The organism is Streptomyces sp. 6-11-2, from assembly GCF_006540305.1.
GTDB lineage: Bacteria > Actinomycetota > Actinomycetes > Streptomycetales > Streptomycetaceae > Streptomyces.
Genome location: NZ_BJOR01000001.1, coordinates 976,053 through 999,670, shown reverse-complemented (window position 1 = coordinate 999,670; position 23,618 = coordinate 976,053). Strand labels below are relative to the sequence as shown.

The following is a 23,618-nucleotide window of genomic DNA, read 5'->3' as shown; positions in this document are numbered from 1 at the left end:
TGCGCCGCCTGGCCCGCATCGGCACCCCCGCCCTCACCGTCGAGCAGGGCCTCGCTCTCTTCGACGCCGCCCTCGACGGCGACGACGCCGCGCTCACCCCCGTCCGCCTGGACCTCTCCGTCCTGCGCGCCGCGGGCGATGTACCGCCCCTGCTGCGCTCCCTCATCCGCGGTCGCTCCCGCCGCGCCGCCGTCGCCGGGTCCGCCACCGCCGGCGGCCTCGCCCAGCGCCTGGCCCGCCTGGACCGCGAGAGCCGCGACGAACTGGTCCTCGACCTCGTCCGCGGCCAGGTCGCCCTGGTGCTCGGCCACGCCACCGGCGCCGACATCGACGCCGGCCGCGCCTTCCGCGAGCTGGGCTTCGACTCCCTCACCGCCGTCGAGCTGCGCAACCGCCTCAACACGGTCACCGGACTGCGCCTGCCCGCCACCCTCGTCTTCGACTACCCGACGGTCAGCCACCTCGCCTCGTACATCCTGGACGAACTCCTCGGCACCGAGGTCGAGGCGGAGGCCGTACAGCGCACGGCGGCCGTGGCGGACGATCCGATCGTGATCGTGGGCATGGCCTGCCGCTATCCGGGCGGGGTCGCCTCGCCCGAGGATCTGTGGCGCCTGGTCACCGAGGGCACGGACGCTGTCTCCGGCTTCCCCACCAATCGTGGCTGGGACGTGGAGAACCTGTATCACCCGGACCCCGACCATCCTGGCACCGCCTACACCCGGTCCGGTGGATTCCTGCATGAGGCGGGGGAGTTCGACCCGGGCTTCTTCGGGATGAGCCCGCGTGAGGCGCTGGCGACGGACTCGCAGCAGCGGCTGCTGCTTGAGGCGTCGTGGGAGGCGATCGAGCGGGCCGGCATCGACCCGGTCGGTCTGCGGGGCAGTGCGACCGGTGTGTTCGCCGGTGTGATGTACAGCGACTACAGCGCGATGCTGGGCAGCCCGGAGTTCGAGGGCTTCCAGGGCAGCGGCAGTTCACCGAGCCTCGCCTCGGGCCGTGTCTCCTACACGCTGGGCCTGGAGGGTCCTGCGGTCACGGTGGACACGGCGTGCTCGTCGTCGCTGGTGGCGATGCACTGGGCGATGCAGGCGCTGCGGTCGGGTGAGATCTCGCTCGCGCTGGCCGGTGGTGTGACCGTGATGTCCACGCCTGCCGTGTTCGTCGACTTCGCGCGTCAGCGGGGTCTGTCGCCCGACGGCCGGTGCAAGGCGTTCTCGGACTCGGCGGACGGTGTCGGCTGGTCCGAGGGTGTCGGCATGCTGGTCCTTGAGCGGCAGTCCGACGCGATCCGCAACGGTCACCAGATCCTCGCGGTCGTCCGTGGCTCGGCCGTCAACCAGGACGGTGCTTCCAACGGTCTGACGGCCCCCAACGGCCCGTCCCAGCAGAGGGTGATCCGTCAGGCGCTGGCGAGTGGTGGGCTGTCGGCGGGTGACGTCGATGTCGTCGAGGCGCACGGTACGGGCACGACGTTGGGTGACCCGATCGAGGCGCAGGCACTGCTGGCCACTTACGGCCGTGACCGTGATCCGGAGCAGCCGCTGCTGCTGGGTTCGGTGAAGTCGAACATCGGTCACACGCAGGCCGCGGCCGGTGTCGCCGGTGTCATGAAGATGGTCATGGCGATGCGCCATGGTGTGCTGCCGCGCACCCTGCACGTGGACGCTCCGTCCTCGCACGTCGACTGGACCGAAGGCGCCGTCGAACTGCTCACCGAGCACACCGCGTGGCCCGAGACCGGCCGCCCGCGCCGCGCCGCCGTCTCCTCCTTCGGTATCAGCGGCACCAACGTCCACACCGTCCTCGAGCAGGCGCCCGCCACCGCCGCGCCCGCCCCGGCCGCCCCCGAGCGCACCGCCGGCGCCGTCCCGCTGCTGCTGTCCGGCCGGACCCGCGACGCCCTGCGCGCCCAGGCCGCCCGCCTGCTCAGCCACCTCCAGAACCACCCCGAGCCGTCCCTCGCCGACCTCGGCCACTCCCTGGCCACCACCCGCTCCCGCTTCGAGCGCCGCGCCGCGGTGATCGCGCAGGACCGCGACGGACTGCTCGCCTCCCTCGGCGCCCTCGCCGCCGGCCGCCCCGACCCGGCCGTCGTCGAGGGCGAGGCCGCGGGGCGTGCCCGGATCGCCGTCATGTTCTCCGGCCAGGGCAGCCAGCGTGCCGCCATGGGCCGCGAACTGTACGAGACCCAGCCCCGGTTCGCCGCCGCGTTCGACGAGGTGTGCGCCGCCCTCGACCCGCTGCTCGACCGGCCGCTGCGCGAGGTCGTGTTCGCCGCCGAGGGCACCGACGAGGCCGCCCTGCTCGACCGCACCGGCTGGACCCAGCCCGCGCTGTTCGCCGTCGAGGTCGCCCTCTACCGCCTCGTCGAGAGCTGGGGCGTCCGCGCCGACTTCGTCACCGGCCACTCCATCGGTGAGATCGCCGCCGCACACGTCGCCGGGGTGTTCACCCTTCAGGACGCCGCCCGCCTGGTCGCCGCCCGCGCCACCCTCATGGAGGCGCTGCCGTCCGGCGGCGCCATGATCGCCGTCCAGGCAACCGAGGACGAGGTCGCCCCGCTGCTCGGCGACCGCCTGTCCGTCGCCGCCGTCAACGGCCCCACCTCCGTCGTCGTCTCCGGTGACGAGGACGCCGCCGTGGAACTCGCCGCCGAGTTCTCCGGCCGTGGGCGCCGCACCAGGCGTCTGCGGGTGAGCCATGCCTTCCACTCGCCCCACATGGACGCCATGCTCGACGCGTTCCGCACGGTCGCCGAGACGCTGTCCTACGCCGCCCCACGCATCCCGCTGGTCTCCGACCTGACGGGCCGCAGGGCCGACGAGGCCGAGGTGCGCACCGCCGACTACTGGGTGCGCCACGTCCGCGAGGCCGTCCGGTTCGCCGACTGCGTGCGCACCCTGCGCGACGCCGGCGCCACCCTCTTCCTCGAACTCGGCCCCGACGGACTGCTGACCGCCATGGCCGAGGACACCATCGGCGACGAGCGCGACGAGCGCGACGAGCGCGACGATCGCCACGATCACAACACAGTGCTCGTCCCGCTGCTGCGCGCCGGCCGTCCCGAGGAGACCGCCGCCGCCACCGCCGCCGCCCGCCTCCAGATCCACGGCGTCGACCTCGACTGGACCGCGTACCTCGCCGGCACCGGCGCCCGCCGCACCGACCTGCCGACCTACGCCTTCCAGCACGCCCACTACTGGCCCCAGCTGCCCTCCGCCGCGCCCTCCTCGGCCGGCGACCCCGCCGACCAGAAGCTGTGGGCCGCCGTCGAACGCGGCGACGCCGCCGAACTCGCCGCCGTCCTCGGCCTCGACGAGGACAGCCTCACCCCGCTCGACTCCCTGCTGCCCGCGCTCACCTCCTGGCGCCGCGGCAACCAGGAGAAGGCGCTCCTCGACACGCTGCGCTACCGCGTCGAGTGGACCCGGCTGGGCAAGCCCGCCGCGCCCGTCCTCGACGGCACCTGGCTGCTCGTCTCCTCCGACGCCACCGCCGACGACGAGAACGAACTGCTGGACGGCCTCGCCGAGGCGCTCGGCGCGCACGGCGCCCGGGTCCGCCGCCTCGTCCTGGACGCCGACTGCGCCGACCGGGCCGTGCTCGGTGCCCGCCTCGCCGGCACCGAGGACGTCGACGCCACCGCCCATGTGCTGTCCGTGCTGCCGCTCGACGAGCGCCCCACCGACGGGCCCGCCGGCTTCACCCAGGGCCTCGCCCTGACCATCGCCCTCGTCCAGGCCCTCGCCGACACCGGCGCCCGGGGCCGGCTGTGGACCGCCACCTGCGGCGCCGTCTCCACCGGCCCCGCCGACCCGGTCACCCGCCCCGCCCAGGCCACCGCCTGGGGCATGGGCCGCGGTGTCGCCCTGGAGCACCCCCGCCTGTGGGGCGGACTCGTCGACCTCCCGGCCGAGTTCGACCGCCGCGCCGGACAGCGCCTCGCCGAGGTCCTCGCGGTCAAGGACGCCCCCGACGGGGAGGACCAGGTCGCCCTGCGCGCCACCGGTGTGCACGGCCGCCGCCTGGTCCGCCACACCGTCGACGAGCTGCCCTCCGCCGACCGGTTCACCGCCTCCGGAAGCGTGCTGATCACCGGCGGCACCGGCGGCCTCGGCGCCGAGACCGCCCGCTGGCTGGCCCGCTCCGGCGCGGACCATCTCGTCCTCACCAGCCGCCGCGGCCCCGATGCCCCCGGCGCCGCCGAACTCCGCGCCGAACTGGAGCAGTTGGGCGCAAGCGTCTCCCTCGTGGCCTGCGACGTCGCCGACCGCGACGCCCTCGCCGCCGTCCTCGACGGACTGCCCGCCGACCAGCCCCTCACCGGTGTCGTCCACACCGCCGGCGTCGGCCACTACGGTCCGCTGGACGGGCTGACGCCCGCCGAGTTCGCCGCCCTCACCGCCGCGAAGCTGGCCGGCGCCGCCCACCTCGACGACCTCCTCGGCGTCCGCGAACTGGACTTCTTCATCCTGTTCGGCTCCATCGCCGGCGTCTGGGGCAGCGGCGACCAGAGCGCCTACGGCGCCGCCAACGCCTACCTCGACGCCCTCGCCCTGGCCCGCCGCGCCCGCGGCCTCGCCGCGACCTCCATCGCCTGGGGTCCGTGGGGCGGCACCGGGATGGCCGCCGACGACGCCGTCTCCGGCACCCTGCGCCGCCAGGGCCTGCGCCTGCTCGACCCGGCGCCCGCCCTCACCGAGATGCGCCGCGCCGTCCTCCGCCAGGACGTCGCCGTCGCCGTCGCGGACGTCGACTGGACCCGCTACGCCCCGCTGTTCACCTCCGCGCGGCCCAGCGCCCTCATCGGTGACCTGCCCGAGGTCCGCGCCCTGGCCGCCGAGAACACCCCCGCCGACACCGGCGACGCCTCCGAAGTCGTGCGGCGGGTCCGCTCGCTGTCCGAGCCGGAGCAACTGCGCCTGCTCACCGAGCTGGTGCGCACCGAGGCCGCGACGGTACTCGGTCACGCCTCCGCCGACGCCGTGCCGGAGGGCCGTGCCTTCCGCGACATCGGCTTCGACTCGCTGACCGCCGTCGAACTGCGCAAGCACCTCGGCGCGGCCACCGGCCTCTCCCTGCCGAGCACCATGGTGTTCGACTACCCGACCCCGCTGGAGCTGGCCCAGTACCTGCGGGCCGAGATGGTCGGCTCCGTGCTGGAGGTCGCGGGCCCCGTCGCCACCGGCGGCGCCGACGACGAGCCCATCGCCATCATCGGCATGAGCTGCCGCTACCCGGGCGGTGTCGGCTCCCCGGAGCAGCTGTGGGACCTGGTGCTCTCCGGCACCGACGCGATCAGCGACTTCCCGGTCAACCGCGGCTGGAACACCGCCGGGCTCTACGACCCGGACCCCGACCACCCCGGCACCACCTACTCCACCCAGGGCGGCTTCCTGCACGAGGCCGACGAGTTCGACCCCATGTTCTTCGGCATCTCGCCCCGCGAGGCGCTCGTCATGGACCCGCAGCAGCGGCTCCTCCTGGAGACCACCTGGGAGGCCTTCGAGCGTGCAGGACTCACCCCCGACACCCTCCGCGGCAGCCTGACCGGCACCTTCATCGGCTCCAGCTACCAGGAATACGGAATGGGCGCCGGCGAAGGCACCGAGGGCCACCTGGTCACCGGCACCAGCCCCAGCGTGCTCTCCGGCCGCCTCGCCTACGTCTTCGGCCTCGAAGGTCCGGCGGTCACCGTCGACACCGCCTGCTCGTCCTCGCTGGTCGCGCTGCACCTGGCCTGCCAGGCGCTGCGCAACGGCGAGAGCGACCTCGCGGTCGCCGGCGGCGCCACGGTCATGACCACCCCCAACGCGTTCGTGGCCTTCAGCCGGCAGCGGGCCCTCGCCCAGGACGGCCGCTGCAAGGCGTTCTCCGAGAGCGCCGACGGCATGACCCTCGCCGAGGGCGTCGGCATCGTCCTCGTCGAGCGGCTCTCCGACGCACGCCGCAACGGCCACCCGGTGCTCGCCGTGATCCGCGGCTCCGCCATCAACCAGGACGGCGCCTCCAACGGCCTCAGCGCCCCCAACGGCCCCTCCCAGCAGCGGGTCATCCGCCAGGCCCTCGCCAACGCCCGCGTCACCCCCGGCGAGATCGACCTCCTGGAGGCCCACGGCACCGGCACCCCGCTCGGCGACCCCATCGAGGCGCAGGCCCTGTTCGCCACCTACGGCCGCACCCGTACGCCCGAGACCGCGCTGCTGCTCGGCTCGGTGAAGTCGAACATCGGCCACACCCAGTCCGCCGCCGGTGTCGCGAGCATCATCAAGATGGTCATGGCGCTGCGCCACGGTGTGATGCCGCGGACCCTGCACGCCGACGAGCCCTCCAGCCACGTCGACTGGAGCCCCGGCACCGTGCGGCTGCTCGGCGAGAACACCGACTGGCCGGAGACCGGCCGTCCGCGCCGGGCCGCCGTGTCCTCGTTCGGCATCAGCGGTACGAACGCCCACATCATCCTGGAGCAGGAGACCGAGGCGCCCGCCGTCGACGACGAGCAGCCCACCGTGGCGCCCGTGCCGGTCGCCGCCGGCGTCGTGCCATGGGTTTTGTCCGCCCGTGGCGCCGCCGCACTGCGCGAGCAGGCCGACCGTCTCCTCACCCACCTCGTGACCGCCGTCCCGGCGGCCCGCCCGATCGACATCGGACTGTCCCTCGCCACCTCCCGCGCCCTCTTCGAGCACCGCGCCGTGGTCGTGCCGTCCGCCGGCACCGACCCGCTGGAGGCGCTGCGCGCCGTCGCCGCCGACGGGCCCTCGGGCGTCGTCGCCCGCGGTGTCGCGGACGTCGCGGGCCGCACCGTCTTCGTCTTCCCCGGCCAGGGCTCCCAGTGGGTGGGCATGGGTGCCCGACTCCTCGACGAATCACCGGTGTTCGCCGAGCGCATCGCCGAATGCGCCGCCGCCCTCGCCGAGTTCACCGACTGGAATCTCATCGACGTCCTGCGGGGCGCCGAGGGCGCCCCGACGCTGGAGCGCGTCGACGTCGTCCAGCCCGCCTCGTTCGCCGTGATGGTGTCCCTGGCCGCCGTGTGGCGTGCGCAGGGTGTGGAGCCGGACGCGGTGGTCGGCCACTCGCAGGGCGAGATCGCCGCTGCCGTGGTCTCCGGCGCCCTGTCGCTGCGTGACGGCGCCCGGGTCGTGACGCTGCGCAGCCAGGCCATCGGCCGCAGCCTCGCCGGGCGCGGCGGGATGATGTCGGTGGCGCTCCCCGTCGCCGATGTGGAGGCCCGTCTGGAGGCGTTCGAGGGACGGGTGTCCGTCGCCGCCGAGAACGGCCCCCGCTCCTCCGTCGTCGCGGGCGAGCCGGAGGCCCTGGACGAACTGCACGCGCAGCTCACCGCCGAGGAGATCCGGGCCCGCCGGATCGCCGTGGACTACGCCTCGCACTCCCCCCATGTCGAGGACCTGCACGACGAGATCCTCGCGCTGCTGGCCGAGGTCGCGCCGCGGACGTCCGAGATCCCGTTCTTCTCGACCGTCACCGGCGACTGGCTCGACACCACCGTCATGGACGCCGCGTACTGGTACCGCAGCCTGCGCGGCCGGGTGCTGTTCGCGGACGCCATCCGTGACCTGATCGCCGCCGACCACCGTGCTTTCATCGAGGTCAGCTCCCACCCGGTGCTCGCCATGTCCGTCCAGGACATGATCGACGACGCCGGCGTGGCGGGTGTCGCCTCCGGCACCCTGCGCCGCGACAACGGCGGCCTGGACCGCTTCCTGCTGTCCGCCGCCGAGGTGTTCGTGCGCGGTGTCCAGGTCGACTGGGCCGCCGTGTTCGAGGGGACCGGTGCGTCCCGGGTCGACCTGCCCACCTATGCCTTCCAGCACGAGAACCTGTGGGCCATAGCCGCCGCCCCGGAGGCCGTCACCGCGGCCGACCCCGAGGACGCCGCGTTCTGGACCGCCGTCGAGGACGGGGACGTCTCCGCCCTCACCGCGGCCCTCAGCACCGACGAGGACTCCGTCGCCGCCGTGCTGCCCGCGCTGTCCTCCTGGCGCCGGGCCCGCAAGGAGCGCTCCACCGTCGACTCCTGGCGCTACCGCCCCACCTGGAAGCCCGTCACCAAGCTCCCGCAGCGCACCCTGGACGGCACCTGGCTGCTGGTGTCCGCCGATGGCGTCGACGACACCGACGTCGCCGAGGCGCTGGAGACGGCCGGTGCCCAGGTGCGCCGGCTCGTCCTCGACGAGAGCTGCACCGACCGCGCCGTGCTGCGCGAGCGCCTCACCGACACCGACGGCCTCACCGGCATCGTCTCCGCCCTCGCGGGCGCCGAGCGGACCGGTGCCGTCCCCGGCACCGGACTCGTCCTGGGGGTCGCCCTCACCGTCGCCCTCGTCCAGGCGCTCGGCGACGCCGGCATCGACACCCCGCTGTGGGCGCTGACCCGCGGTGCCGTCTCCACCGGCCGCTCCGACAAGGTCACCGCGCCCGTCCAGGCCCAGGTCACCGGCATCGGCTGGACCGCCGCGCTGGAGTGCCCGGGACGCTGGGGCGGTGTCGTCGACCTGCCCGAGACGCTCGACGCGCGCGCCGGTCAGCGGCTCGCGGCCGTCCTCGCCGGCGCGCTCGGCGACGACGACCAGATCGCCCTGCGCTCCTCCGGCGTCTTCACCCGCCGTATCGTCCGCGCCGACGCCGCCCCCGACGGCCCCGCCCGCGACTGGAAGCCGCGCGGCACCACCCTCGTCACCGGCGGCTCCGGCACCCTCGCGCCCCACCTGGCGCGCTGGCTCGCCGAGCAGGGCGCCGAGCACCTGGTCCTGGTCAGCAGGCGCGGCCCCGAGGCGCCCGGCGCCGCCGAACTCCGCGCGGAGCTGGAGGAACGCGGCACCGCGACGACCCTCGCGGCCTGCGACATCACCGACCGCGAGGCGGTCGCCGCGCTGCTCGACGGCCTGAAGGCCGAGGGCCGCACCGTCCGCACGGTCGTGCACACCGCGGCCACCATCGAACTGCACACTCTCGACGCCACCACGCTCGACGACTTCGACCGCGTCCTCGCCGCCAAGGTCACCGGTGCGCGGATCCTCGACGAACTCCTCGACGACGAGGAGCTGGACGACTTCGTCCTGTACTCCTCCACCGCCGGCATGTGGGGCAGTGGCGCGCACGCCGCTTACGTCGCGGGCAACGCATACCTGGCCGCCCTCGCCGAGCACCGGCGCGGACGCGGCCTGACCGCCATGTCGCTGTCCTGGGGCATCTGGGCCGACGACCTCCAACTCGGCCGGGTCGACCCGCAGATGATCCGCCGCAGTGGCCTGGAGTTCATGGACCCGCAGCTCGCGCTGAGCGGCCTCAAGCGGGCCCTCGACGACGACGAGCAGGTCATCGCGGTCGCCGACGTCGACTGGGAGACGTACCACCCCGTCTACACCTCGGCCCGGCCCACCCCGCTGTTCGACGAGGTCCCCGAGGTGCAGCGGCTCACGGCCGCCGCCGCGCAGGGCGCCGGGACCGCCGCCCGGGGCGAGTTCGCCGCCGCGCTGCTGGCCCTGCCCGCCGCCGAGCAGCACCGCAAGCTGCTGGAGACCGTCCGCACCGAGGCCGCCTCCGTGCTCGGCCTGTCCTCCGCCGAGGACCTCACCGACCAGCGCGCCTTCCGCGACGTCGGCTTCGACTCCCTGACCGCCGTCGGGCTGCGCAACCGGCTCGCGTCCGTCACCGGGCTGACGCTGCCGTCCACGATGGTCTTCGACTACCCGAACCCGGCCGCACTGGCCGGCTTCCTCCACTCCGAACTGGCCGACGTCCACTCCGCGGGCTCCGTCGCCGTCGCCGGCGCGCCCGTCGACGACGACCCGATCGCCATCGTCGGCATGAGCTGCCGCTACCCCGGCGGCGTTACCTCCGCCGAGGAGCTGTGGCGGGTCGCGCTGGACGAGGTCGACGCGATCTCCGTCTTCCCGGCCGACCGCGGCTGGGACGCCGAGGCCCTCTACGACCCCGACCCGGACGCGTCCGGCCGCACCTACTCGGTCCAGGGCGGCTTCCTGCGCGACGTCGCCGACTTCGACCCCGGCTTCTTCGGCATCTCGCCCCGCGAGGCCCTGTCGATGGACCCGCAGCAGCGCCTCTTGCTGGAGACGGCCTGGGAGGCCTTCGAGAACGCCGGCATCGACCCGGTCGGCCGGCGCGGCAGTCTCACCGGCACCTTCATCGGCGCCAGCTACCAGGACTACGGCGCCGCCGTGCCCGGCAGCGAGGGCTCCGAAGGCCACATGATCACCGGCTCGCTCCCCAGCGTCCTGTCCGGCCGCGTCTCCTACCTCTTCGGCTTCGAGGGCCCGGCCGTCACCCTCGACACCGCGTGCTCGTCCTCGCTGGTCGCCATCCACCTGGCCTGCCAGTCGCTGCGCAACGGCGAGAGCACCCTCGCCCTCGCCGGCGGTGCCAGCATCATGTCCACCCCCATGTCGTTCATCGGCTTCAGCCGGCAGCGGGCGCTGGCCGAGGACGGCCGCTGCAAGGCGTACGCCGAGGGCGCCGACGGCATGACCCTCGCCGAGGGCGTCGGCCTGATCCTGCTGGAGCGGCTCTCCGACGCCCGCCGCAACGGCCACGAGGTCCTCGCCGTCATCCGCGGCTCCGCCATCAACCAGGACGGCGCGTCCAACGGCCTCACCGCCCCCAACGGCCCCTCGCAGCAGCGTGTCATCCGCCAGGCCCTCGCCAGCGCGGGCGTCGAGGCGGACGACATCGACGTCCTGGAGGGCCACGGCACCGGCACCTCCCTCGGCGACCCGATCGAGGCGCAGGCCCTGTTCGCCACCTACGGCAGGGACCGCGACCCCGAGCGGCCCGTGCTGCTCGGCTCGGTGAAGTCCAACATCGGACACACCCAGATGGCCTCCGGCGTCGCCAGCGTCATCAAGCTGGTCCACGCCCTCAACGAGGGCGTCGTCCCCAAGTCGCTGCACATCGACGAGCCGTCCACCCACGTCGACTGGTCCTCCGGCGCCATCCGGCTGCTCACCGAGCGCACTGAGTGGCCCGAGACCGGCCGTCCGCGCCGCGCCGCCGTGTCGTCCTTCGGCCTCAGCGGCACCAACGCCCACACCGTCCTGGAACAGGCCCCCGCCGACAGCGCCCCGGCCGCCCCCGAGGACACCACCGCGCCACGGGACGGCCTCGTGCCCGCCCTCGTCTCCGGACGCGGCGAGGCGGCCCTGCGCGCCCAGGCCGGAGCCCTGCTCGACCTGCTGGCCGAGCGCCCCGGCATCCACCCGACCGACCTGGCGTTCTCCCTCGCCACCTCGCGCGCCACCCTCGAACACCGCGCCGTGGTCGTCGCCGACGACCACGAAGGACTGGTGCGCGGCCTGACCGCGCTACGCGACGGAATGCCCGGCGCCGGACTGGTCCAGGGCCGCGCCGGCCGCGGACGCACCGCCTTCCTGTTCACCGGACAGGGCAGCCAGCGCCTCGGCATGGGCCGCGCACTGTATGAACGTCACCCGGTGTTCGCCGACGCCCTGGACGCGGTGCTCGCCCGGATCGACGGCACCACCGAACGCCCCCTGCGCGACGTGCTGTTCGCCGCCGATGGCTCCGAGGACGCCGCCCTGCTCCACCGCACCGGCTACGCGCAGCCCGCCCTGTTCGCCCTCGAAGTGGCGCTGTTCCGGCTGCTGGAGTCGTGGGGCGTCACCCCCGACTACCTGGCCGGCCACTCCGTCGGTGAGATCGCCGCCGCGCACGTCGCCGGCGTCCTCGACCTCGACGACGCCTGCGCCCTGGTGGCTGCCCGCGGCCGGCTCATGCAGGCGCTGCCCGAGGGCGGCGCGATGGTCGCCCTGGAGGCCGCCGAGGACGAGGTGCTGCCGCACCTGGAGGGCCTCGCCGACCAGGTCTCCGTGGCCGCCGTCAACGGACCCCGGTCCGTCGTCGTCGCCGGTGTCGAGGAACCCGTGCTCTCCGTCGCCGCGCACTTCGCCGAGCAGGGGCGCCGTACCAAGCGTCTGCGGGTGAGCCATGCCTTCCACTCGCCGCTCATGGACGCCATGCTGGACGACTTCGCCGCCGTGGCCCGCGCGCTGACGTACCACGCGCCGACGATCCCGTTCGTCTCCAACGTGACCGGCACCCTCGCCACCCCCGAGCAGGTGTGCACCGCCGACTACTGGGTCTCCCACGTCCGTTCCGCCGTGCGCTTCGCCGACGGCATCGGCTGGCTGTCCACCCAGGGCGGCGTCCGGACCTTCCTGGAACTCGGCCCCGACGGCGTGCTCACCGGCATGGCCCGCGAGAGCCTCACCGACGCCTCCCGCACGGCGCTGCTGCCCACGCTGCGCGGCGACCGCCCGGAGGAGCAGGCCCTCGTCACCGCCGTCGCCGCGGCCCACACCCACGGCTTCGACGTCGACTGGGCCGCCTGGTTCGAGGGCGGCGGCGCCCGCCGCGTAGACCTGCCCACCTACGCCTTCCAGCGCGAACGGTACTGGCCCGACCCCACCGCGGCCGGCACCACCGCCGCCGTCCCCGGCTCCGCACTCGACGCCGAGTTCTGGGCCGCGGTGGAACACGCCGACGTCGCGTCGCTCGCCGCCTCCCTCGGCCTGGACGACACGACCGTCACCGCGATGGTCCCGGCGCTCACCGCCTGGCGGCGGCGCCGCGGCGAACAGTCCGCGCTCGACTCCTGGCGCTACCGCGTCACCTGGAAGCCGCGCGGCGGCGCCCCCGGCACCGCACCCACCGGACGCTGGCTCGTCCTCGTCCCGGCCGAGCACCGCGACGAGACCACCGCCGCCTGGGCCGCCGACGTCGAGGCCGCCCTCGCCACCGCGACCGTCCGCGTGGAGGTCACCGGCACCGACCGCGCCACCCTCGCCGCCCGGCTCACCGAGGCCGCCGACGGAGACACCTTCCAGGGCGTGCTGTCGCTGCTGGCGCTCGCGCCCGGCGACGCCGGACACCCCGGCGCCCCGGCCGCGCTCACCCTCACCGCCACCGCCCTCCAGGCGCTCGGAGACGCCGGCCTCGACGCCCCGCTGTGGAACATCACCCGCGGAGCCGTCGCCGTCGGCCGCTCCGAGCAGGTCACGGCGCCCGAACAGGCCGCCGTGTGGGGCCTGTTCCGGGCCGCCGCCCTCGAACTGCCCGGCCGCGTCGGCGGCAGCGTCGACCTCCCGGAGGACCTCGACACGCAGGCCGCCCGCCGACTGCGCGGGATCCTGGCCGCCGGCGACGGCGAGGACGCCGTCGCCGTCCGCGCCGGCGGCGTCTTCCTGCGCCGGCTGGCCCACAGCCCCGCCGCCGACACCGTCCGCCCCGCCTTCGACCCGGCGGCCGGCACCGTCCTGATCACCGGTGGCACCGGCGGCATCGGCGGACACCTCGCGCGCCGCCTCGCCCGCGACGGCGCCGCCCACCTGCTGCTCACCAGCCGCCGCGGCCCCGACGCCCCCGGCGCCGCCGAACTCCGCGCCGAATTGGAGGAACTGGGCGCCCGCGTCACCGTCGCCGCGAGCGACGCCGCCGACCGCGACGCACTCGCCGCACTCCTCGCGGCGGTGCCCGAGGACGCGCCGCTCACCGCCGTCTTCCACACCGCGGGCGTCGTCGACGACCACGTGGTGGACGAGCTGACCCCGGCGAGCTTCGCCACCGTCCTGCACGCCAAGACGGTCGCCGCCCGTCATCTGCACGACCTCACCGCCGGCCACGATCTCGCCGCGTTCGTCCTGTTCTCCTCGACCGCCGGCCTCATCGGCGCCGCCGGACAGGGCAACTACGCCGCCGCCAACGCCCAGCTCGACGCCCTCGCCGAGCAGCGCCGCGCCCAGGGCCTCCCCGCCCTGTCCGTGGCCTGGGGCCCCTGGGCCGGCTCCGGCATGGTCGCCGACGCCGCCGAGATCGCCGCCCGCGTGCGCCGCGGCGGATTCGAACCGCTCGACCCCGCCTCCGGCGTCGCCGCGCTGCTGCGCGCCGTCGACAACGGCGACACGACCGTGGCCATCGCCGACATCGACTGGGAACGCTTCCTGCGCGCCTTCGCGTCGGCCCGCCCGCTGCCGCTCGTCGCCGACCTCCCGGAGACGGCCGGCGCCACCGCCCCGGCGGCGGCCGGTGCCACGGGGTCCGGTCTGCGGCAGCAACTGGCCGAGCTGCCCGCCGAGGAGCGTCCCGCACACGTCCTCGACCTGCTGCGCACCCAGGTGGCGGCCGTCCTCGGCCACGCCGACGCCCGCACCGTCGACGACGACCTGGCCTTCCGCGACCTCGGCTTCGACTCGCTCACCGTCCTGGAGCTGCGCAACGCGCTCAACGCCCTCACTGGCCTGAGCCTGCCCGCCTCCCTCGTCTACGACCAGCCCACGCCGCGCGAGATGGCGGACTTCCTGCTCGCCGAACTCCTCGGCTCGCTCCCGGAGTCCACCGCCCTCACCGTCGCCACCCGGGCCGTCGACGAAGACCCGATCGCGGTCGTCGGCCTCGCCTGCCGCTTCCCCGGCGGCGTCACCACGCCCGAGGAGCTGTGGCGGCTGCTGGCGGAGGGCCGCGACGGCATCACCCGCTTCCCCGACGACCGCGACTGGGACATGGCGGCGCTCGGCGCAGGCGCCTCCGACACACTGCACGGCGGATTCCTCGCCCGGGTCGCCGATTTCGACGCCCGCTTCTTCGGTATCTCGCCCCGCGAGGCGCTCGCCATGGACCCGCAGCAGCGGCTGCTGCTCGAAACCACCTGGGAGGCCCTGGAACGGGCCGGCATCGACCCGGCCGCGCTGCGCGGCTCCACCACCGGCGTCTTCGTCGGCACCAACGGCCAGGACTACCCGAACCTGCTGCGCCGCTCGGCATCGGACGTCTCCGGCTATGTCGCCACCGGCAACACCGCCAGCGTGATGTCCGGCCGCCTCTCCTACGCCCTCGGACTGGAGGGCCCCGCGGTCACCGTCGACACCGCCTGCTCCTCCTCGCTGGTCGCCCTGCACTGGGCGGGCCGCGCGCTGAGCGCCGGCGAGTGCGACCTCGTCGTCGCGGGCGGCGTCTCGGTGATGTCGACCCCCGACTCCTTCATCGAGTTCAGCACCCAGGGCGGCCTGGCCCCCGACGGCCACTGCAAGCCGTTCTCCGACGACGCCGACGGCACCGCCTGGTCCGAGGGCGTCGGGATCCTGGTCCTGGAACGGCTTTCCGACGCGATCCGCAACGGCCACGAGGTCCGCGGCATCATCCGCGGCACCGCCGTCAACCAGGACGGCGCCTCCAACGGCCTGACCGCCCCGAACGGCCCGTCCCAGCAGCGCGTCATCCGCCAGGCGCTGGCCGACGCCCGCCTCGCGCCGTCCGACATCGACGCGGTCGAGGCGCACGGCACCGGCACCACCCTCGGCGACCCGATCGAGGCGCAGGCCCTGCTGAACACCTACGGCCGGGACCGCGACGCCGACCAGCCGCTGCTCCTGGGCACCGTCAAGTCGAACATCGGCCACACCCAGGCCGCCGCGGGCGTCGCCGGCGTCATCAAGATGCTGTTGGCGATCCAGCACGGCACCCTGCCGCGCACCCTGCACGTCACCAGCCCCACCAGCCACGTCGACTGGAGCAGCGGCGCCGTGTCGCTGCTCACCGAGGAACGCGACTGGCCCGGGACGGGACGGCCGAGGCGCGCCGGCGTCTCCGCCTTCGGCGTCAGCGGCACCAACGCGCACGTCATCGTGGAGCAGGCTCCCACCGACGAGCCCGCCCCCGCCCCCACCGACGAGCCCACCCCTGCCGCCGACATCACCACCGTCCCGTGGATCGTCTCCGGCCGCAGCCGCGAGGCACTCCAGGACCAGGTCGACCGGCTCACCGCGTACGCCGCCGCCCACCCGGAGCTCTCCCCGCTGGACGTCGGCCGCTCCCTGGCCACCGACCGCACCCTCTTCCCGCACCGCGCCGTGCTGCTCTCGGGCCCCGACGGGGTGCGCGAGACGGCCCGCGCGGTCGCGTCCCGCACGCCCGGCCGTACCGCCTTCCTGTTCTCCGGCCAGGGCGCCCAGCGCGCCCTGATGGGCCGCGAACTGTACGAGCGGCACCCGGCGTTCGCCGACGCTCTGGACACGGTCCTCGCGCAGTTCGACACCGTGCTGGACTTCCCGCTGCGCCAGGTCCTGTTCGCCGCGCCGGGCACGCCCGACGCCGAACTGCTGGACCGGACCGGCTGGACCCAGCCCGCGCTGTTCGCCGTCGAGGTCGCCCTTCACCGCCTCCTGGAGTCGTGGGGCCTGACTCCCGACCACGTCGCCGGTCACTCCATCGGAGAGATCGCCGCGGCGCATGTCGCCGGGGTGTTCTCGCTGGAGGACGCGTGCACGCTGGTCGCCGCCCGTGCCTCCCTGATGCAGGCGCTGCCGCGGGGCGGTGCGATGCTCGCGGTGCGCGCCACCGAGGAGGAGGTCGTCCCGCACCTCACGGAGAGGGTCTCGATCGCCGCGGTCAACGGGCCGTCGTCGGTGGTGGTCGCCGGTGACGAGGACGAAGTCGCCGTGATCGCCGGGCACTTCGAGGCGCAGGACCGCAAGACCACCCGGCTGCGGGTCAGCCACGCCTTCCACTCGCCGCTCATGGACCCGATGCTCACCGCCTTCGCCCGGGTCGCGGAATCCCTCACCTACCACGAGCCCCGCATCCCGCTGGTCTCCACCGTGACCGGCGCCCCCGCCGGAGCCGAACTCCTCACCCCCGGCTACTGGGTGCGGCACGTCCGCGAGACCGTCCGGTTCGCCGACGGCGTGCGGGCCCTGCACGAGGCCGGCGTCACCGCCTTCGTCGAGATCGGCCCGGACGGGCAGCTCACCGCCGCCGCCCAGCAGACCCTGGACGCGTCCGCCGACGAGGCACCCGCCACCGTCGTCCCGCTCCAGCGCCGGGACCGCGCCGAGGAGACCACCCTCCTGGAGGGCCTGGCCACCCTGCACACCCAGGGCAACGGACCCGACTGGACCGCCTGGTTCGCCGGCACCGGCGGACACCGCGTCGAACTGCCGACGTACGCCTTCCAGCGCGAGCGCTACTGGCCCGAGCCCGCCGCGCCCGGCGCCACCGGCACGCCCGACCCCGTCGACGCCGCCTTCTGGGCCGCCGTCGAGCGGGAGGACCTGGAGAGCCTCACGGCCTCCCTGGGCCTGGACGGCGACACCGTCACCACGATGGTGCCCGCGCTGTCGGCCTGGCGCCGCCGCACCGACGCCCGCTCCACCGCCCGTGACTGGCGCTACCACGACAGCTGGACCGCGCTCGGCACCCCGGCGCACGCCGCACCCGCCGGCCGCGTCCTGGCCCTCGTGCCCGCCGAACACGCCGGTGCCGACTGGGCGGAGACCCTCGTCGCCGCACTGGGCGCCGACCCGCTCGTCGTCGACGGGGCCCCCGGCTCGCTGGCCCGCGAACTCGCGGACCTCGACCCGGCCGGCTGGACCCTGGTGGTCTCGCTGCTGGCCGCGGGCACCGGCACCCTGCCGGCGCCCGACGCCACACCGGCCGCGGTCCTGGAGGCCCTGCGGACCGCCGGCGTCGACGCCCCGCTGTGGTGCGTCACCCGCGGCGCCGTCTCCGTCGCCGGGGAGGCACCCGCCGCCGTCGGCCAGGCCGCCCTGTGGGGCATGGGCCGGGTCGCCGCGCTGGAGCACCCCGAGCGCTTCGGCGGCCTCGCCGACCTCGCGCCCGACGCCGACGCCGCCACCGCGGGCCTCCTCGCCGCCCACCTGGCCGAGCCCGGCACCGAGGACCAGATCGCCGTCCGCGCCGCCGGTCTCCTCGGCCGCCGCCTCGTGCGCACCGCCGTCGCCCCCGGCGACACCGGATGGCGCCCGCACGGCACCGTCCTCGTCGTCGGCGGCACCCGCACCATGGGCGCCCGCGCCGCCCGCTGGCTCGCCCGCGAGGGCGCCACCCGCCTGGTGCTGACCACCTCGCCCGCCGACGGCGCCACCGACACCGAGGAGCTGCGGGCCGAACTCGCCCGACTGGGCGCCGAGATCACCGTCACGCCGTACGACAGAGGCGACCGGGACGCGGCCACCGCCCTCCTGGACGGTCTGACCGACCTCACCGCCGTCGTGTACGCCGACGACGCCCCGGCGGACGGTCCGTCCGCCGCCCTCGGCCCGGTGGACACCCTCGCCGAGGCCGTCGCAGGACGTTCCCTGGACGCGTTCGTGCTCTTCGGCTCCATCGCCGGGGTCTGGGGCGTGCGCGGCCGGGCCGACGAGGCCGCGTGCGGCGCCTACGTCGACGCCCTCGCCCGCGCCCTGCGCGCCGACGGGACGCCCGCGCTGGCCGTCTCCTGGGGCGCCTGGGCCGAGCTGGCCGACCCGTCGACCACCGCTCATCTGCGGATGAACGGCCTGCCGGTGATGGACGCCGACGCCGCCCTGACCGCGCTGGCCGGTGCCGTCGCCGACGGCTCCGCCGCGGTCACCGTCGCCGACGTCCGCTGGGAGACCTTCGCCCCGGCGCACCACGAGGCCCGGCCCACCGCGCTGTTCGACGCCCTGCCCGAGGCCAGGACCGCCCTCGCCGGCGCGGCCCGCGCCCGCGCCGAGGGGGCCACCGCCTCCGGCGGCTACGGCCAGTGGCTCCTGGAGCAGCCCGCCGCCGACCGGGACGACATCCTGCTCGCCCTCGTCGGTGAGAAGGCCGCCCTGGTCCTCGGCCACGCGGACACCGCGCTCGTCGAACCCGACCTGCCCTTCCGGGACCTCGGCTTCGACTCGCTGACCGCCGTCGACCTGCGCAACCAGCTCACCGCGGCCACCGGCGTCACCCTGCCCGCGACCCTGGTCTTCGACCACCCCAACCCGACGGCGCTCGCCGCGCACCTGCGCACCGAACTGCTCGGCGGCGCCACGGGCGCGGCCGCCCCGGTGGCCGCGCCCGTCGCCACCGGCGACGACCCGGTCGTCATCGTCGGCATGGCCTGCCGCTACCCCGGCGGCGTCAACTCGCCCGAGGACCTGTGGCAGCTCCTCGTCGACGAGGTCGACGCCGTCGGCGACTTCCCGGCCGACCGCGGCTGGGACCTCGACGCCCTCGCCGGCGACGGCCCCGGCCGCAGCGCCACCGACCAGGGCGGATTCCTCTACGACGCCACCGACTTCGACCCCGGCCTGTTCGGCATCTCGCCGCGCGAGGCCATGGTGATGGACCCGCAGCAGCGGATCCTGCTCGAGGCGTCCTGGGAGGCCCTGGAGCGGGCCGGCATCGACCCGGCGACCCTGCGGGGCAGCGGCACCACCGGCGTCTTCGTCGGCGGCGGCTCCGGCGACTACCGGCCGCCCGCCGAGTACGGCCAGTGGCAGACCGCCCAGTCCGCCAGCCTCCTGTCCGGCCGCCTCGCCTACACCTTCGGCATCCAGGGCCCCACGGTGTCCGTCGACACCGCCTGCTCGTCCTCCCTGGTCGCCCTGCACCTGGCCGCCCAGGCCGTGCGCTCGGGCGAGTGCTCCATCGCCCTGGCCGGCGGTGTCACCGTGATGGCCACCCCGGTCGGCTTCGTGGAGTTCAGCGCCCAGGGCGCGCTGTCGCCCGACGGCCGCTGCCGCGCCTTCTCCGAGGACGCGAACGGCACTGGCTGGTCGGAGGGTGTCGGCATGCTCGTCGTCGAGCGCCTCTCCGACGCCCGCCGCAACGGCCACCGGGTGCTCGCCGTGCTGCGCGGCTCCGCCATCAACCAGGACGGCGCCTCCAACGGCCTGACCGCGCCCAGTGGCCCCGCCCAGCAGCGCGTCATCCGCCAGGCCCTCGCCAACGCCCGCCTCGAGGCCGCCGACGTCGACGCCGTCGAGGCGCACGGCACCGGCACCAGGCTGGGCGACCCGATCGAGGCGCAGGCCCTGCTCGCCACCTACGGACAGGACCGCGAGCGGCCCGTGCTGGTCGGCTCCCTGAAGGCCAACATCGGCCACACGCAGGCCGCGTCCGGTGTCGGCGGCGTCATCAAGATGGTGCTCGCCATGCGGCACGGTCTGCTGCCGCGCTCGCCGTACACCGAGAACCCCTCCTCGCACGTCGACTGGACCGCGGGCAACGCGCGCCTGCTCACCGAGCTCACTGCCTGGCCCGAGTCCGAGCGGGTGCGCCGGGCCGCCGTCTCCTCCTTCGGGGCCAGCGGCACCAACGCCCACCTGATCCTGGAGCAGCCGGCCCCCATCGAGGAGCGCGCGCAGCCCGCGCGGCCCGCCGCGGACGGCTCGCCCGTCCCCGTCCTGCTGTCCGGCCGCTCGCAGAACGCGCTGCGCGCCCAGGCCCGCAGGCTCCTGGCCCATGTGGCAGGCCACCCCGAGGAGACGGTCACCGACCTGGCCCGCACCCTGGCCACCACCCGCGCCGTCTTCGAACACCGGGCCGCGGTGACCGCCGCCGACCGGGACGCGCTGCTCGCCGGACTCACCGCCGTCGCGGAGGGCACCACCGCCGCGCACGTCGTCGAGCACCACGTGGAGCGCACCGGCAAGCACGCCGTGCTCTTCTCCGGCCAGGGCTCCCAGCAACTCGGCATGGGCCGGGACCTGTACGAGCGGTTCCCGGCGTTCGCCGAGGCGTTCGACGCGGTCCTCGCCCGCCTCGACGGCCACCTCGGTGCCTCGCTGCGGGACATCGTCTGGCACGGCGACCAGGAGTCCCTGGGCGAGACGGGGCACACCCAGCCCGCGCTGTTCGCCTTCGAGGTCGCCCTGTACCGCCTGGTGGAGTCCTGGGGTGTGACGCCGGACTTCGTCGCCGGCCACTCCGTCGGCGAGATCGCCGCCGCCCACGTCGCGGGCGTCCTCTCCCTGGACGACGCCTGCCGGCTGGTCGCCGCACGGGCCCGACTGATGCAGGAACTGCCGCGCGGCGGCGCCATGGTCGCGGTCGAGGCCACCGAGAAGGAGGTCGCCGCCCACCTCACCGACGCGGTGTCGATCGCCGCGGTCAACGGCCCCACCTCCGTCGTGCTCGCCGGTGAAGAGGACGCGGTGCTCGCCGTGGCCGCCGTCCTCGCCGAGCGGGGCCGCCGCACCACCCGCCTCAAGGTCAGCCACGCCTTCCACTCGGCGCTGATGGACCCGATGCTCGCCGAGTTCCGCAAGGTCGCCGAGAGCCTGCGCTACGAGGCGCCCCGCATCGCCGTCGTGTCGAACCTGACCGGCGACGTGGCGGGCGCCGGGGAACTGTGCGGCGCCGACTACTGGGTCCGTCATGTGCGCGGCACCGTCCGGTTCGCCGACGGCGTCACCGCGCTGGCCGGCCGGGGCGTCCGGGTCTTCCTCGAACTCGGCCCCGACGCGGTGCTGTCCGCGCTCGCCGAGCAGAGCGCTCCGGACGCCGTCGGCATCCCCGCGCAGCGCCGCGGCCGCGACGAGGCGGCAACCCTGGTCGCCGCCCTCGGCCGGCTGCACGTACACGCCGCCGGACCCCGCTGGGACGCCTTCTTCGACGCCGCCCCCGGCTCCTGGCTCGACCTGCCGACCTACGCCTTCCAGCGCGGCCGGTTCTGGCCGGACGCCCTGCCCGCCACCGCGCAGGCCGGCGTGTCCGCCGGGGAGGCCGACGGCACCGACACCGCCTTCTGGGACGCCGTCGCGCAGGAGGACTTCGGCTCGCTCGAGTCCGTCCTCGACGTCGAGGGCGACGCCCTGTCCAAGGTGCTGCCGGCGCTGCTCGACTGGCGCCGCCGCAATTCCGAGGAGACGCGGCTCGACAGCTGGCGCCACCGCATCGTCTGGAAGCGTCTGACCGGCGCGGCGATGGCCCACCGCAAGCCGCTCACCGGCACCTGGCTGGCCGTCGTCCCCGAGGGCCTCGGCGAGGACCCGTGGGTGACGACCGCTCTGGACGCCCTGGGCACCCGGGTGGTGCGCGCCGAGGTCGGCGGCGCCGACCGGGAGGCCATGACCGCCACCCTGCGCGAGGCCGCCGGGGAGGGCACCGGCTTCGCCGGCGTCGTCTCCCTGCTCGCCCTGCGCGAGACCGTGCACGGCGACGTGCCGGAGGGCGTCGCGTTCACCGGCACGCTGCTCCAGGCCCTCGGCGACGCCGGGATCGAGGCCCCGCTGTGGTGCGTCACCCGCAGCGCCGTGTCCGCCAACCGCACCGACCGCCCGCGCCGGCCGCTCCAGGCCGCCGTGTGGGGCCTGGGCCGGGTGGCCGCCCTGGAGTACCCGCACCGCTGGGGCGGCCTGGTGGACCTGCCGGAGCGCGCCGACGAGCGGGCCGCCGCCGGACTCGCCGCCGTCCTCGCCGGACTCGACGGGGAGGACCAGGTCGCCGTGCGTGGCTCCGCCGTCCTCGCCCGCCGCCTCGTGCCGGCCCCGGACCGCGGGCAGAGCGGCGCCTGGGACCCGACCGGCACCGTGCTGATCACCGGCGGCACCGGCGCCCTCGGCGCCCATGTGGCCCGCCGCCTGGCCAAGGACGGCGTGCGGCACCTGGTGCTGCTCGGCCGCCGCGGTCCCGAGGCGCCCGGCGCCACCGCCCTGCGCGACGAACTCGAAGCGCTCGGCACCGGCGTCACCCTCGCCGCCTGCGACGCCTCCGACCGGGACCGACTGGCCGCGGTGCTCGACGCGATCCCGGCCGACCGGCCGCTGACCGCGGTGATCCACGCGGCGGGCGTGCTCGACGACGGCGTCATCGACCGGCTCACCCCGGAGCGGTACCAGCAGGTGTTCCGCGCGAAGGTGACCTCGGCGCTGCTCCTCGACGAGCTGACCCGCGACCTCGACCTGGCCGCGTTCGTCCTGTTCTCGTCCGCCTCCTCCGCGGTCGGCAACCCCGGCCAGGCCAACTACGCGGCCGCCAACGCGGTCCTGGACGCCCTCGCCGAGGCCCGCCGGGTGCGGAACCTGCCCGCGACCTCCGTGTCCTGGGGCGCCTGGGGCGGCGGCGGCATGGCCGGCGGCCACGGCGCGGACGACGCGGCCCGCCGGGCCGGTGTCGTCGCCATGGACCCGGACCTCGCCGTGGAGTCGCTGCTGCGGCTGGTCACCGGCAAGGAGCCGACCGCGGTGGTCGCCGAGGTCGCCCTCGACCGGTTCGCCTCCGCCTTCGGCGGCACCCGGCCGAGCGCCCTGCTGCGGGAGTTCCCCGGCTACCGGGAGACCGTCGCCGCCGCGGCACCCGAGTCCCCGGAGGGCACCCTCGCCGACCGGCTGGCGGGCATGCCGCCGGCCCGCCGCCTCGACACCGTCGTGGACCTGGTGCGCACCCGTGCCGCGCAGGTCCTCGGCTACCCGGACACCGGCGCCGTCGGCGCCGAACGGTCCTTCCGGGACCTCGGGGTGGACTCACTCGGCGCCGTCGAGCTGCGCAACCAGCTCGGCGCCGCGACCGGCCTGAGCCTGCCCGCGACGCTGGTCTTCGACCACCCGACGCCGCTGGCGCTGGGCGAGTTCGTCCTCGCCCGGCTCGTCCCCGACGAGCCGGCCGTGTCCGACGAGGAGACCGAGATCAGGGCCGTACTGGCCTCCGTCCCGCTCGACCAGCTGCGTGAGATCGGTGTCCTGGAGCCCCTGCTCCAGCTCGCCGGACGCGGTGGCGGAGCCGGCGACGACGAAGACGGCGAGTCCGTCGACTCGATGACAGTGGCAGACCTGGTGCGGGCCGCGCTCGGCGGCCAGTCCGACCTGTAG

Annotated in this window: 1 protein-coding gene (only partly in view); it reads left to right on the top strand. The window is 75.4% G+C overall.

Going from position 1 to position 23,618, the window contains the following annotated elements; genetic code table 11:
* Window positions 1-23,618: the 3' portion of a type I polyketide synthase gene (locus TNCT6_RS03990; RefSeq protein WP_141356605.1), read on the top strand. Its footprint begins 4,768 nt before the window's first position; only the last 23,618 of its 28,386 coding nucleotides appear in the window; its start codon lies off the left edge, out of view; the stop codon is at window positions 23,616-23,618.